At 70.9% G+C, this 13325-nt stretch carries 10 protein-coding genes; 5 read left to right on the forward strand and 5 right to left on the reverse strand.

From position 1 onward, the window contains the following. The first annotated feature begins 61 nt into the window (after nt 1-61). Nucleotides 62-1567, forward strand: a complete 1506-nt coding sequence (locus WMF14_RS16950; protein WP_437802171.1) for an MATE family efflux transporter — start codon at nt 62-64, stop codon at nt 1565-1567. An 18-nt stretch (nt 1568-1585) separates the two neighbouring features. Here the strand turns inward: WMF14_RS16950 and WMF14_RS16955 are convergent, their stop codons facing one another. From WMF14_RS16955 to WMF14_RS16975, 5 genes are all read right to left on the reverse strand, one after another. After that, nucleotides 1586-3655 (reverse strand): bifunctional aldolase/short-chain dehydrogenase, encoded by a 2070-nt coding sequence (locus WMF14_RS16955; RefSeq protein ID WP_437802173.1) that lies wholly within the window; start codon nt 3653-3655, stop codon nt 1586-1588. 46 nt (nt 3656-3701) lie between these two features. Beyond that, a complete protein-coding gene (gene ahcY / locus WMF14_RS16960; RefSeq protein ID WP_437802175.1) occupies nt 3702-5018 on the reverse strand; it encodes an adenosylhomocysteinase in 1317 nt (438 codons plus the stop codon). Beyond that, entirely contained in the window at nt 5008-6120 is a 1113-nt protein-coding gene (locus WMF14_RS16965) for an ArsR/SmtB family transcription factor (RefSeq protein ID WP_437802177.1), read from the reverse strand. Before WMF14_RS16965 ends, ahcY begins: the two co-directional genes overlap by 11 nt. Before the next feature lie 265 nt (nt 6121-6385). After that, nucleotides 6386-7681, reverse strand: coding sequence for a M16 family metallopeptidase (locus WMF14_RS16970; RefSeq protein WP_272098185.1), 1296 nt, complete (start codon nt 7679-7681; stop codon nt 6386-6388). Further along, nucleotides 7678-9507 carry a peptidylprolyl isomerase gene (locus WMF14_RS16975; protein ID WP_437802179.1) on the reverse strand — a complete coding sequence of 610 codons (1830 nt, stop codon included), beginning with the start codon at nt 9505-9507 and terminating at the stop codon, nt 7678-7680. Before WMF14_RS16975 ends, WMF14_RS16970 begins: the two co-directional genes overlap by 4 nt. A gap of 129 nt (nt 9508-9636) precedes the next feature. Here WMF14_RS16975 and WMF14_RS16980 point away from each other — a divergent pair, with 129 nt between their 5' ends. The 4 genes from WMF14_RS16980 (at nt 9637) to WMF14_RS16995 (ending at nt 13325) form a co-directional block, all read left to right on the forward strand. After that, on the forward strand, nt 9637-10146 hold the full coding sequence (locus WMF14_RS16980) for a hypothetical protein (protein ID WP_272098187.1): 510 nt from the start codon (nt 9637-9639) through the stop codon (nt 10144-10146). Nucleotides 10147-10269: 123 nt separating this feature from the next. Next, nucleotides 10270-10653 carry a PilZ domain-containing protein gene (locus tag WMF14_RS16985; protein WP_437802181.1) on the forward strand — a complete coding sequence of 128 codons (384 nt, stop codon included), beginning with the start codon at nt 10270-10272 and terminating at the stop codon, nt 10651-10653. Between the two features lie 127 nt (nt 10654-10780). Next, complete coding sequence (locus WMF14_RS16990; protein ID WP_437802183.1) at nt 10781-11206, forward strand: hypothetical protein; 426 nt, start codon at nt 10781-10783, stop codon at nt 11204-11206. A gap of 10 nt (nt 11207-11216) precedes the next feature. Beyond that, a complete protein-coding gene (locus tag WMF14_RS16995) occupies nt 11217-13325 on the forward strand; it encodes an ATP-dependent DNA helicase (protein ID WP_437802185.1) in 2109 nt (702 codons plus the stop codon).

Raw genomic sequence — 13325 nt, forward strand, 5'->3', positions numbered from 1 at the left:
GCGTCGCGCGGCGCATTTCGCTCGCGCGTGGGCTGCGGCGTTGTATACCGCGCAGCCTGCGATGGCTCAGATCGCCCTGTCCGCGCCGGGTTCGAACGCCGTTACGTCGGGGCCACCCCATCGCGCGATCCTGCGGCTCGCGCTGCCGACCGTGGCGGCGATGCTCACCCAGAGCATCGTCAACGAGGTCGACATCGTCTTCTTCGCGCACCTGCCGTGCCCCGAGTCCTCGAACGCGCACGCGGCGCTCCTGCCGTCGCTGATCGTCCTGTGGCTGTTCGGCGGCTCGCTCAGCGCGATCTCGGTCGGCACGCAGGCGTTCACGGCGCGCCGCTTCGCCGAGAATCGCCCCGAGGACGCTGGCGCGGTCCTAGCGAACGCCCTGTTCTTCGCGATCGTCGCCGGCGTCGTGTTCTCCGCGATCGGGTACCTGACGATGCCGTACATCCTGTCCGTCATCATCAAGGTGCCGGACGCGCGGCAGGCGGCGCTCGACTACCTCGGCTGGCGCCTGCTCGGCGTGACGTCGATGGCGGCGACGTTCGCGCTGAAGGCGTTCTTCGACGGGATCGGCAAGACGCACATCCACCTGGTCTCGGCCCTCGCGATGAACGGGCTGAACATCGTGCTCTGCCTCCTGCTCATCTTCGGCAACGCCTCGCTCGGCATCCCGAAGTACGGCATCGCCGGCGCGGGCATGGCCGGCTTCATCTCGACCTACGTCGGCCTCGCGATCATGCTCGCGTACGCGCTCCTGCCGGCGTACCGGCGCCGCTACCGCCCGTTCGCCACGAGCAAGCTCTCGGCCCCGCTCGTCTGGTCCATCCTCAGGCTGTCGATCCCGAGCGCCGTCGCCACCGTCGCGATCATGACGGGCTTCGCGCTCTTCTACGCGATCGCCAGCAAGCTCGACCAGGTCGCGCCGGCGGGCGTTGTCTCGCCCCTCTGTCCCGGCGGCCGCGCCGAGCCGGTGTACGGCGCCGCCACCACGGTGATCGTCGGGATCCTGAAGCTCACGTTCACCGCCTGCCTCGCCTTCGGCACGTCGACGGCGACGCTGGTCGCGCAGTCGCTCGGCGAGAAGGACGGCGACAAGGCCGCGCGCTTCGGCTGGACAAGCGTCCGGCTGGGGCTCGCGATCTTCGGGGTCGTCGGCCTGCTCGAGGCGATCTTCGCGCGGCAGATCCTCGCGTTCGCCAGCAGCAGCGAGCTCGTCCAGGCCGCGGCGCTCCGGCCGCTGCAGGTCATGGGCATCTGCACGCCGCTCGTCGCGGTCGGCATGATCCTGACGCAGGCGCTCTTCGGCGCGGGCAACACGCTGTTCGTGATGGTCGTGGAGCTCATCCTGCACTTCACCTGCCTCGTCCCGCTGGCGTGGCTGCTCGGCATCACGCTCGGCTTCGGCCTGATGGGCATCTGGGGCGCCGGCGTCGCCTACGTGGTCCTCCTCGCCGCGACCATGGTGTGGAAGTTCCGCTCGGGGGACTGGAAGAAGATCCGGCTCGACGCCCATAAGCCCCTCGACGGGGCCGCGCTCGGCGAGGGCGGCGGCGGCGCGAACGCGTAGGGCTCTGAGCCGACCGGCTCAGCGGGGGAAAGCGGCGGCGTTCCCGCCGTCGACGGTCACGACGCAGCCCGTCGTGGCCTCGGCCGTCGCGAGGTAGAGGAACGCCTGCGCCACGTCGGCCGCGGTGGTCTCGCGCCGGAGCAGGTTGTCGCGGAAGTAATCGTCGACCGAGACGTTGCGGGCGCGGGCGCGCGCCTCCAGCAAGCCGGCGCCGAAGAGCGCGGTGCGGATCCGGTCGGCGTTCACGGCGTTGGCCCGGATGCCCTGAGGTCCGAGGTCCACGGCGTACTGGCGCATGAGCGAGACGAGCGCCGCCTTGGCGACGCCGTAGGGGCCGAAGTCGGGCCCCTGGTTGAACGCGCTCTTCGAGGCGTTGAACAGGATCGCGCCGCCTGATCCCTGCGCGAGCAGAACCCGCGCCGCCGCGCGGGCGACGTTCTGGTGGCCGAGCAGGTTCAGCTCGAGCGAGGCGCACAGCGCCTCGTGCCCCTCGGACGTGTGGAGGGAGCCCGAGAACGCGCGGCCGGCGTTCGAGACGACGACATCGACGCCGCCGAAGTGCGCGGCGCTCTGCGCGAACGCGCGGTGCACGCTGGCCTCGCTGCGCACGTCGCAGGCGACCTTCATGCAGCGGCCGCGGTAGCGGCCCCCGAGCTCGGCGGCTGCCTTCTCGAGCGACTCCTCGTCGCGATCGGCCAGCACCACGTGCGCCCCCGCGGCGAGGAACGTCGCCGCGGTCGCGTGGCCGATCCCCGAGGCGGCGCCCGTGATCAGCGCGATCCGCCGATCGAGCGGGCCCCTCTGGCCCGCCCCGAGCTTCAGCTTCGCCTGCTCGAGGCTCCAGTACTCCATGTCGAACAGGTCGAGCTCCGGGACCGGCTGGTACCCGCCGAGCGCCTCGGCGGCCTCGATCACGGAGACGGTATGAGCGTAGACGTCTGCGACGATCTCCGCCTCGGCGCGGGAGCCGCCCACGCACAGCGCGCCCGCGCCGGGGAACAGCAGCACCCGCGGGAACGGATCGAGCTCATCGCGGACGACGCCCCGCGCCGCGCAGGAGCGGCGGAAGTACTCGTGGTACTCGGCCACGTACCTCGCGATGGCCTGCTCGACGGTCGCACGGAACCGCGCCACGTCGGTGGTGGCGTGGGCGTCGATGACGAGCGGCCGCGCCTTGGTGCGGATGACGTGATCCGGCGTGGCGCAGCCGATCTGCGAGACCCTGGCCAGATCGTCGCGCGCGCAGAACGCGAGCAGCTCCAGGCCGGTGCGGAGCGTGCAGACCCAGGGGCGCCCCGACGCGCGGGCGAGCGCTCCGCGGACGACCGGCCCGATGGCGGCCCGGAGGTCCGGATCCGCCGCGACCGTGGGGTGCGAGACGACCACGCTGCGCTCGGCGATGTAGTGCTCGGCGCGCGTCACGGCGTCGATCATGCGCGCGTAGCTCTCCTCGGCGGTGTCTCCCCACGTGAAGACGCCGTGCTTGTCGAGGATCATCAGCGACGGGAGCGCCCCTTGCGCGAGGCGCTCCCGGACGAGCTCCGCGACGCGGCGGGCGAGCGCGAAGCCTGGCATCACGTACGGCACGAAGAGCGCGCCGTCCCCGTAGATCGCCTGGACGACCTCGGCCGAGCCGGGCTGATCGATGACCGCGAGCACCGCGTCCGCGTGCGTGTGATCGACGAACTTCGCGGGGATGATCGCGTGCAGCAGCGCCTCGACCGACGGCGTCGGGCTCGCCGGATCCAGCATCTGGCCGCGCAGGAGCGCGACCATCTGCTCGTCGGTCATCGCCTCGAGCGCGCACGCGCGCTGGAGCGGCGCGAGGCGGCACGCCGGGAAGCCGCGCGGCTCGATGGTCGCGAGGTCCCACCCGCTGCCCTTGATGAAGAGCACCTCGACGCGATCGCCGAGCAGGTCGACGGCCGTGCTCTTGACGCTCGTGTTCCCGCCGCCGTGCAGGACGAGCGACGGATCGGCGCCGAGGAGGCGGGAGGTGTAGACGCGGAGGGCGAGATCCTCGCCCCAGATCGAGGCGTAGGTGTCGAGGGTGCGCTGGGCTTCGTCCTTGCTGTGGCGAGGATCCATCAATCGGCCGCCTACCCCAGCGGCGGAGGCGCCGAAAGCCCGCCGCTCAGTAGCGGTAGTTCTCGGCCTTGAAGGGGCCCTCGGCGGGGACGCCCAGGTACTTCGCCTGCTCCGTCGTGAGCTGGGTCAGCTCGACCCCGAGCTTCGGCAGGTGCAGCGCCGCGACCTTCTCGTCGAGCTTCTTCGGCAGCAGGTGGACGCCGATCGTGTGCTTCTCGGTCCACAGGGCGATCTGCGCGAGGACCTGGTTGGAGAACGAGGTCGACATCACGAACGACGGGTGGCCGGTGGCGCAACCGAGGTTCACGAGCCGGCCGCGCGCGAGGACGATCAGCCGCTTGCCGTCCGGGAAGATGAAGTGGTCGACCTGCGGCTTGATGTTCTCCTCCTTGATCTCGGGGTTCTTCTCGAGCCACGCGATCTGGATCTCGGAGTCGAAGTGCCCGATGTTGCAGAGGATCGCCTCGTCCTTCATCGCGATCATGTGCTCCGCCCGGACGACGTCCTCGCAGCCCGTCGCCGTCACGAAGATGTCGGCGATCGGGGCGACGGTCTCGAGGCGCTTCACCTCGTAGCCCTCCATCGCCGCCTGCAGCGCGCAGATCGGGTCGATCTCGGTGATGATCACGCGCGCCCCCAGGCCGCGCAGCGACTGCGCGCACCCCTTGCCGACGTCGCCGTAGCCGCACACGACGGCGACCTTGCCGGCGAACATCACGTCGGTGGCCCGCTTGATCCCGTCGCCCAGCGACTCGCGGCAACCGTAGAGGTTGTCGAACTTGCTCTTGGTCACCGAGTCGTTGACGTTGATCGCGGGCACCTTCAGCTTGCCCGCGCGGTGCATCTCGTAGAGCCGGTGCACGCCGGTCGTCGTCTCCTCGGAGAGCCCGCGGATGGGATCGGCGCCCGTGAAGAGCTCCGGGTGCTTCTCGTGGGCGACGATCGTGAGATCGCCGCCGTCATCGAGGATCATGTTGGGCCCCTTGCCGCCCTTGAAGGCGTAGAGCTGCTGCTCGATGCACCAGTCGTACTCCTCGAGGGTCTCGCCCTTCCACGCGAAGACCGGGATGCCGGCCGCCGCGATCGCCGCCGCCGCGTGGTCCTGCGTCGAGTAGATGTTGCAGCTCGTCCACGTGACCTCCGCGCCGAGGGCCACCAGCGTCTCGATCAGCACCGCCGTCTGGATCGTCATGTGGAGGCAGCCGGCGACGCGCGCGCCCTTGAGCGGCTGCGTCGAGCCGTACTCCGCCCTCAGCGCCATCAGCCCGGGCATCTCCTTCTCGGCGATGCGGATCTCCTTGCGACCCCAGTCCGCGAGCGTGATGTCGGCGACCTTGTAGGAGAGCTTCTTCTCAGCAGTCATGGTGTCCCTTTGCCTTTTCCGTGAATGCGCTTGTGCGCGCGCCGCGCCAGCCGACGAGCAGCTGCCAAACCAGGTGTCGATCCGGGCCTTCGCCCTGCCATGCGGACGGCAGCCGCCGGAGCTCGACACTGGAGAGCCCGGCCTCCTCGGCGAGACCCCGGAGGTCGCCCGGCGAGAAGCCGAGCCAGATGTCCGCCTCCTGCTCTCGAAGGGCCTGATCATGGTGCGCCTCGTAATCGAGCACGCACACCGCGCCACCGCGGGCGTTCGCGCCGTCGCCGCGGCCGGGCGCGGCCGGGCGCGCGAGCTCGACGAGCGCGCGCATCGCCTTCGCCGGCTGAGGCGCGTGGTGCAGCACGCGCGCCGCGAAGACCACGTCGGCGCCCCCGGAGAGGGCCTGGTCGGCCTCCGGAGGATCGCCGCCGAGCGCGCGCGCCACGGCCTGGATCACCTCGGGCCCGTCGATCTCGCCGCACACCAGCTCGACGTTCTCGAGGCTGCGCCTCCGCAGGCGCTCCCCGGCGAGCTGCAGCTGGGCGCTCGCGCGATCGAGCGCGACGACGCGATCGAAGACGGGCGATAACACCTCGAGGAGCGCCCCGTCGCCGGTGCCCGCGTCGACCGCCAGCCGCCTGTGGGGCAGGAGCGGCGCGAGCGCCGCGAGGTAGGCGGCGAGCTCGGACGGCGGCCCCGGGCGCAACGGCCGCCCGCCGCGCGCGAAGAACTCGCGCGTCTCGGCGTCGCGCGCGGCCAGCACCTCCTCGATGCGCGCGAGCGTCCCGTCCGCCGCGCACGCGCGCTGGCCCGCGCGCACGGCGTCGTCGACCACGGGATCGGTCGTCGCGCGCGGGTCCAGGCGAAGCAGCGTCCACGTCCCCTGGCGCCGGGCGAGCAGGATCCCCGCCTCGCGGAGCGCGGCCGCGTGGCGGGAGATCTTCGGCTGACCCTCGCGGAGCAGCTCGGCCAGCTCTCCGACGGCGAGCTCCTCCGCCGCGGCCAGGCCGAGGAGCCGCACCCGCACCGGATCCGCCAGCAGCCGGTACAGCTCGCACCGCGCGACCGCCTCCTCCGGTTGAGCCGGCGTCTCCACGACCGAGACCATGCCTCATACATATGTGTTGATGCGCATAGATGCAAATAGTTTATTCAAGGCTCTGAACGCGCTCGGTTCCCCTCGAAAGCCCCGCTGACACGTATGCCCGGACACCACGGCTCGCGCGCCGGGGTAGGATCCCGTGCAGCGAGTAGCAGGGGCCAGCCATGCGCACGGGGGCGCCCTTCAGCGGCCGTCCCCTTACCGGGGCTCCCTCCGCTTCCTCGGCGATCGCTGCTGTCGTGGTGCGTCGCGGCTCTTGGCTCGCGCTGGGTCAACCGAACGAGCGGACGGCCTTCTCCAGCTTCGCCTCTTCCGAGGAGCGGAGCAGGCCCACGGCCACCACGGTCAGGCGCTCCGGCCTGAACAGCGCGCGCGCGGCGTCGCGCACGTCGGCGACGCTGACGCGCGCGAGCTCCTCGTGCCGCGCCTCCGGGGTGCGCGTGATGTCGGCGAGCGCGGCCAGCCCATGGAAGCCGGCGGTCGCCTCGACGTCGTCGAGCATCGCCTCCACCGACCAGAGGTGGCGGTCCCGCGCCTTGGCGAGCTCGTCCTCGCGCGGGCCGACCTCGGCGAGCTCGCGGAGCAACGCGAAGATCTCCCGGACCACCACGGTCGCGCGGTCGTGCTGGACGCCCGCGGCGATGTCGACGACCCCGTCGTCCTCGTAGGCCTCGAACATCCCCGACACGTCGTAGCAGAGGCCCAGCCGATCGCAGATCCGCTCGTACAGCCGCGTCGACATGCCGTCGTCGAGGACGCGGAGCAGCATCTCCACGGCGGGCTCGCGCGGATCGCGCTCGCTCACGCCCCGGAACGCGATCCGCAGATCGGTCTGGCTCGACTGGTTCTCGATGAAGCGGAACCTCGGCTTCTTCTGCCCGTTGGGCGGCGGCGCGGCGGGCACCTGCTCGCCGCGCGGCATGGCGCCGAAGTGCCGCTCGGCGGCCCGCGCGCACGCCTCGGGATCGAGCCGACCCGCCAGGCAGAGCACCGCGTTCGCCGTCGTGTAGTGCCGGGCGTGGTGGGCGCGCAGCATCGGCTCGTCGAACCGATCGAGCGCCGCGATGTCGCCCGTGATGGTGAACCCGAGCGGGTGCCGCTCGTACATGAGCGCGCGCGCGTTGTTGTCCGCGTCGATGTCGCGCCCCTCGTCGTCGAGGTCCTCGAGGATCTCCTCGCGCACGATGCCGCGCTCGACCTCGATCGCGGTGAAGCGGGGCGACGTGGTCACCTCGCCGAGCAGGGCGAGCACCGGCTCCAGGTTCGTCGGCGGCACGGAGATGCTCATCACGCCGTGGTCGACGTGGGTCGCCGCGTAGAGCGTCCCTCCGAGGCGCTCGAAGGCGAGCGCCTGCGCGTGCGCGGACGGCAGCGTCGACGTCCCCCGGAACACCATGTGCTCCAGGAAGTGCGAGATTCCGTTGTTCTGCTGGCTCTCGAACCGTGAGCCGACGCGCAGGTACAGCGAGGCGACCGCCCGGTGGACGTGCGGTTGCGGGACGAGGACGACCTTGAGGCCGTTCGGGAGGACGACGTCGCGCGCGTCACGCAGCGGGAGCGACGTCATTCCCCCTCGTCTTCGAGCGGCAGCGGCGGCTCGCCGGAGCCATCCTCGGCAGGCTTGGACTCCTTCAGGAGGTTCTGGTCGTACTTCACCTCGCTGCCGATCGTCGACTTCAGCCGGCGCACGTACCCGATGAGCGCGTCGTTCTGCTTCGCGGCGCGCATGGCCGACGTGTAGAACTCGCGGTCCTTGTCCCACTGCTCCTGGCTCGCGGAGGTCTTCTCCTTCAGCTGGATCACGGCATAACCGTTCGCCAGCGCCACGACGTCCTTGGGCAGATCGCCCGGCTTGTCGAGCTGGAAGGCGATGCGCGCGGCCTCGGTGCTGTCCTTCGCGTCCGCGATGGGCGAGCCGGAGACGTTGAACGGCAGGCTGGTCTCGACGGTGGGCCGGTTCGGGTGGTTCGCGATCGTGTAGGGGGCCCGCGCATCCCCGGCCTCGGCCTGGCCACCCTCCTTCGCGCCCGCCTCCTTGTTCCCGTCCTGCTTCGCCGCGGCGGGCTCGCCGCCCGCCTTCGCGCCCGGCGCCGCGGCGCCCGCCTTCTCGCTCGCTTTCTCCTTCGGCTTCGCCGGCGTGAGCTGGGCCATGTACGCGGCGAGCGCGTCCTCCAGCGACTTGCCGCCCGCGGCGGCGGCGAGCACCTGCTTCGCGGCCTCGGCCGCGAGCCGCTCCGACTCGTGGGCGATGTAGAGGTCGCGCGCCGCCTCCTGCCGGCCGATCTTCTCGGCCTCGGCGTCCTTCGCGATCTGCTCGAGCTTGATCACGTGGAAGCCGTCCTCGGTCTCGATGAGGTCCGACACGTCGCCCGCCTTCATCTCGAAGAGCTTGTCCTCGACAGGCTTGCTCAGGCGGCCCTTGGCCACGCATCCGAGCTCGCCGCCGCGCGCCGCGCTCGGCCCGTCGCTCGCGGTGCGGGCCACGTCGGCGAAGCTCTCGCCCTTCTTGAGGCGCTGGACCGCGCCCTCGATCCGCGCCTTCGCGGCCGCCTTGCCCGCCTCCGGCCCCTGCTCGGCCTCCTCGGGCTTCACCTCGACAACGAGCTCTCGGGCGACGCGGCACTCGGGCTGATACTGCGCCTTCCGCCCCTCCCAGGCCTTGTCGAGCTCTTCCTTGTTGGTGTCGGCCCAGGCCTGGATCGCCTTGTCCGACGTGTCCACGATGAGATCGCTGTAGAAGCGCCGGTCAAAGCGCACGTAGGCGAGCGTCCTGGTGGATTTCTCGCGCGAGAACTGCTCGAACGCCTCATTCTCGCCGACCCGGACCCGCGCCCGGATGAGGTCGCGCATCCGGGCGGCGATGAGCTCCTTCCGCTGGTAATCGCGGAAGTCGGTGGGGCTCATCTTCGTGATGTTCCGGATTTGCTTCTCGTACTGCTTGTTGTCGAATTTCTTCGTTTGCCGGTTGCGGACGTCCAGGTAGCGAGTGAGGTCTTCCCGGAGGCTGAGGGCGTAACCGACCTGGCGGATCTTGTCTGCCGGGAGCGAGACATGGACCCTGCCAGACACGAGCTCGTTCGTGAGCTCGTCGTCCGAGACGGTGATCCCGAGGCGCTTCGCGTCCTCATTGAGGAGCCACCGCTCGTAGAGCCCCTCCGCCGTGAGCCGCCGGTAACCCATCGCCCGGAGGCGGTTTTCGTCGACGCTCCGCATCGCGAGCAGGTTCTTGGACGCGTTGAAGTCGGTCGAGGAGATGCAGCTGCCTCGGACCTCGACGGCACAGGTCCTCCCGGCCGACTGCACGGGGCCCGTGCTCGGGCGGAACTGGACGATGAAGACGACGGCGATCGCGATGATGATGGCAGCGCCGAAGATTTGGCTCAGTCTGTTCACGAAGGGCTCGCTCCCGGGGCGTGCGCCGCTCGCTCTTCGAGCGGCCTCCCGCCTTGGCCTGGCGCGGCATAGCACGGCGTCGACGGCGTGTCTTTACGGCGGTCGGGAGCGGGGCTAGGGGCTCATGCCATGGCAAGCTCGAAGTCACAGCTCCCCGATTGCGGCCTCTACCTGACGACAAAGCCGCTCCCCGGACACGAGGACAAGGTGCCTGCTGGCACCCTCGTTTCCTTCCACAACCACTCGGACAACGGTCTGCCGACGGTCACGACGCCCGACCACAACGTTCACAACCGCTGGCACTTCCACGGTCCTGCGGTCGCGTTCCGGGGCACGACGTGGGCGGACTCCCTGCAGCGCCTCCCCGCCGAAGGGTTCTACACGCTTCGCAAGGAGCTCGCGTTCGACGGCGGCAACTGGCCGAAGGGCACGCTGGTGCAGCTCGGTTACACGCAGGCGGGCATGCCTATCCTGTTCATCGCCCGTGTGCGTTCGCGGCTTCAGGAGAACGACCTCTTCTTCTCCGACAAGGGCGTAGGCATCAAGCGCGAGCAGCTGTCCCTGCTCGAGCCCGTCTCCGTCTTCGAGGAGCCGAGCGACGGCTCCGGCCACCAGCCCGACCACGCAGACGCGCACTGAGCGACCGCTGGTGGGGCGCGTCCTCGTGCGCCATGCAGGACCCAGCTCTCCCGTCCACGCTGAATATCGACCGGAGCCCACATTTCTGTCCCCGGGTACGGCGTGTGCTTGTAATTTTCTTTCGTGATTCGACGCAGAACCCTCACACCCCCGTCCCTCCAGATTCCCCCTGAGCTCCTGGCCAACCGTCGCAGGAGCCCCCGCCGCGAGCTGAGCGAGCGGGTACGCCTGGAGACCGGCGAGCGCGCCGTCGCCGGCTGGACGCTGAACGTGAGCGTCGGTGGGCTCAGGGTAGTGATAGAAAATTCACTCGACCCTGGTACGGAACTAACGGTCTGGCTCGACGGCAGGAGCCCGCGTCCAGGTAGGATAATGTGGGTGCAAGACGAGCCCGATGGGTCGATCGTCGGGGTGTGTTTCCTGGATGGTCTGGAGGATCGAGAGGGCATTAACGGCCTGGGGAGCCTGGAAGGCGGCCCCTCGAGGTCGCCGCGATCGAGCTCCTGAGCACACACGAGCGCGCCGGCGTTCCAGAGCGCCACACGTGGTCGGCGCTGTCGGCTTGACGAGGCACCCGCAATTTTGCGATGGATGTTCCTGCTGACAGCTGGGGGTAGCCGGAAACCAGCGGAAGATGCCGACACCCGCGGAGATAAAGAAGGCCCTGCTCCAGGCCGGATTCGAGGTCTACCGCACCCGGGGCGACGCCGTGCAGGTCGCGGAGCGGGTGCGGGAGAACCTCCTCATGGACTCGGGGATCGTCGTGGGCGCCGAGCCGCTGCGGGTCGGGTTCATCGTGCGCGCCCAGCGCAACGATTTCCCGGGGGCGGCGGACGAGCAACTCTTCGAGCGGGCGCGCGGGATGGCCGAGTCCGCCGTGGCGCATGGCTACACCGAGGCCGAGGCCGCCCTCCGCCACGTCCGCGACCCCGGCGACGCCGAGCGGACGCTCGATACGTGGTGCGAGGTCCACTTCGAGAAGCGCGTGGCGTCGCTCGAGCTCGCCGTCAGCGAGGTGGGGTTCGCCCTCTCGCTGGAGAAGACCGCCCTGCCGCGCTGAGCGGTACGCGATGCCCTTCGATCGAGCCGCGAGCCTGCTCGGGCCCTCTGGCCCGTTCGCGCGTGGCCTGGACGGGTACGAGGACCGAGAGGGGCAGGTGGCGATGGCGAGCGCCGTCGAGCGGGCGCTCGCGGAGGACCGCATCCTCCTTTGCGAGGCGGGCACCGGGACGGGCAAGACGCTCGCCTACCTGGTGCCCGCGATCCTGAGCGGTCGCAAGGTCGTCGTCTCGACCGCGACGAAGGCGCTCGAGGACCAGATCTACACGAAGGACCTGCCGCTCGTGGCCGAGCACCTCCGGCTGGATCCGCGCGCGGCGCTCGTGAAGGGGCTCGGCAACTACCTGTGCCTGCGGCGCTTCAGCGAGCTCCGGACGAGCCCCGGCGCGGGCGCCGGGATCGCGGGGCGCTCGCTGCCGCTGATCGAGGCGTGGGCGCAGGAGACCGAGATGGGCGACGTCGCGGAGCTCGCCCACCTCGCCGAGGGGGATCCGCTCTGGCGAGAGGTCGCGTCGTCCAGCGAGACGCGCCTCGGCGCCTCGTGCGAGCACTTCGAGCGGTGCTTCGTCACGCGGATGAAGCGCGACAGCGAGGCGGCGCGCCTCCTCGTCGTCAACCACCACCTCTTCTTCGCGGACCTCGCGCTGAAGATCGCCGGAGCGCGCCGCGGCTTCGCCGGCGCCGGCGCGCTCCCGCCGTACGATGCGGTCATCTTCGACGAGGCGCACCAGCTCGAGGACATCGCGACGGGCTTCTTCGGCGTCCGCGTCTCGCGCGCGCGGGTCGACTCGATGCTGCGCGACGCGGACCGGGCCTTCATCGCGTCGGGCCTCGCCGATCGCATCCTCGGGCGGGGCGAGGGGACGGCGATCACGGCCGTCGTGCGCGAGTCCGCGGACGCGCTCTTCGATCGGCTCGCCTCGCTGGGCGGCGCCGCCGCCGGTGGCGGGGATCGCGGCGAGGCCCGGAGCCCGCTCGCCAGGGACGCCTGGTCCGGCGAGCTGCTCGACGCGTACCACCGCCTCGACGACCACCTCGAGGCGCTCGCGGCGTACGCGAGCGCGAACGCGATCAGCGAGGCGGTGCAGCTCGTCGGCAACCGCGCCGCGCAGCTGCGGGACGACGCGGCGCGCATCGTCGACCCCGCGACGAACCAGGTCACGTGGGTCGAGGTGCGCGGCCGCGCCGTCTCGTTCGGCGCGTCGCCGGTCGATCTCGGGGACATGCTGCGCGAGCACGTCTTCGAGCGGATCGGCGCCGTGGTGCTGACGAGCGCCACGCTGACGACGAGCGGCTCCGCCGGGGCGAAGTTCCGCTTCCTCCGCTCGCGCATGGGCCTCGACGAGGACGTGTCGGTCCCTGTCGACGAGCTCGAGGTCCCGTCGCCCTTCGACTACCCGACCGCCGCGCTGCTCTACACGCCGCGCGATCTCCCCGAGGCGACCGACGCTGCGTTCGTCGAGCGCGCCGCCGATCGCGCGGCCGAGCTCATCGGCATCACGGGCGGCGGCGCGTTCCTCCTCTGCACGTCGATCCGCGCGATGAACGCGCTCGCCGCGGCCCTCCGCGTCCGGTTCGCGCGCGCCTCGGCGGTCGCCCGGGCGGACGGGATCGCTCCGGGGCGGCAGGCTCCGCTGCTCGTGCAGGGGGACGCGCCGAAGGGCGCGCTGCTGCGCCGCTTCCGCGCAGAGCGGCACGCGGTGCTCGTCGCGACGATGAGCTTCTGGGAAGGGGTGGACGTCCCCGGCGAGGCGCTGCGCCTCGTGATCATCGAGAAGCTCCCGTTCGCCGTGCCGACCGATCCCGTCGTCGCGGCCCGGTGCACGGCGATCGAGCAGAACGGCGGCAACCCGTTCATCGCCTACAGCGTGCCGCAGGCCGCGATCACCTTGAAGCAGGGCTTCGGTCGGCTGATCCGCGCGCGCACCGATCGCGGCATCGTCGCGATCCTGGACCGCAGGATCCGCACGCGCGGCTACGGCCGCGTGCTGCTCGACAGCTTGCCCGACGCGCGCCGGACCGACCGCATCGAGGACGTGCGCGCGTTCTGGGCGGCCCGCGCGGCCGACGCGGAAGCGGAGCGAGGAGCAGCGCCGGCCGGGACAGGCGCGCGGACATGA

This window comes from Sorangium sp. So ce693 (assembly GCF_051521375.1).
GTDB classification, from domain to species: Bacteria; Myxococcota_A; Polyangia; order Polyangiales; family Polyangiaceae; genus Sorangium; species Sorangium atrum.

Bases quoted from the DNA above. Each gene is read 5' to 3' on its own strand.
- WMF14_RS16950 (WP_437802171.1), top strand. From the start codon at position 62: ATGGCTCAGATCGCCCTGTCCGCGCCGGGTTCGAACGCCGTTACGTCG.
- WMF14_RS16995 (WP_437802185.1), top strand. From the start codon at position 11,217: ATGCCCTTCGATCGAGCCGCGAGCCTGCTCGGGCCCTCTGGCCCGTTC.
- WMF14_RS16955 (WP_437802173.1), bottom strand. From the start codon at position 3,655: ATGGATCCTCGCCACAGCAAGGACGAAGCCCAGCGCACCCTCGACACC.
- ahcY (WP_437802175.1), bottom strand. From the start codon at position 5,018: ATGACTGCTGAGAAGAAGCTCTCCTACAAGGTCGCCGACATCACGCTC.
- WMF14_RS16970 (WP_272098185.1), bottom strand. From the start codon at position 7,681: ATGACGTCGCTCCCGCTGCGTGACGCGCGCGACGTCGTCCTCCCGAAC.
- WMF14_RS16980 (WP_272098187.1), top strand. From the start codon at position 9,637: ATGGCAAGCTCGAAGTCACAGCTCCCCGATTGCGGCCTCTACCTGACG.
- WMF14_RS16965 (WP_437802177.1), bottom strand. From the start codon at position 6,120: ATGGTCTCGGTCGTGGAGACGCCGGCTCAACCGGAGGAGGCGGTCGCG.
- WMF14_RS16990 (WP_437802183.1), top strand. From the start codon at position 10,781: ATGCCGACACCCGCGGAGATAAAGAAGGCCCTGCTCCAGGCCGGATTC.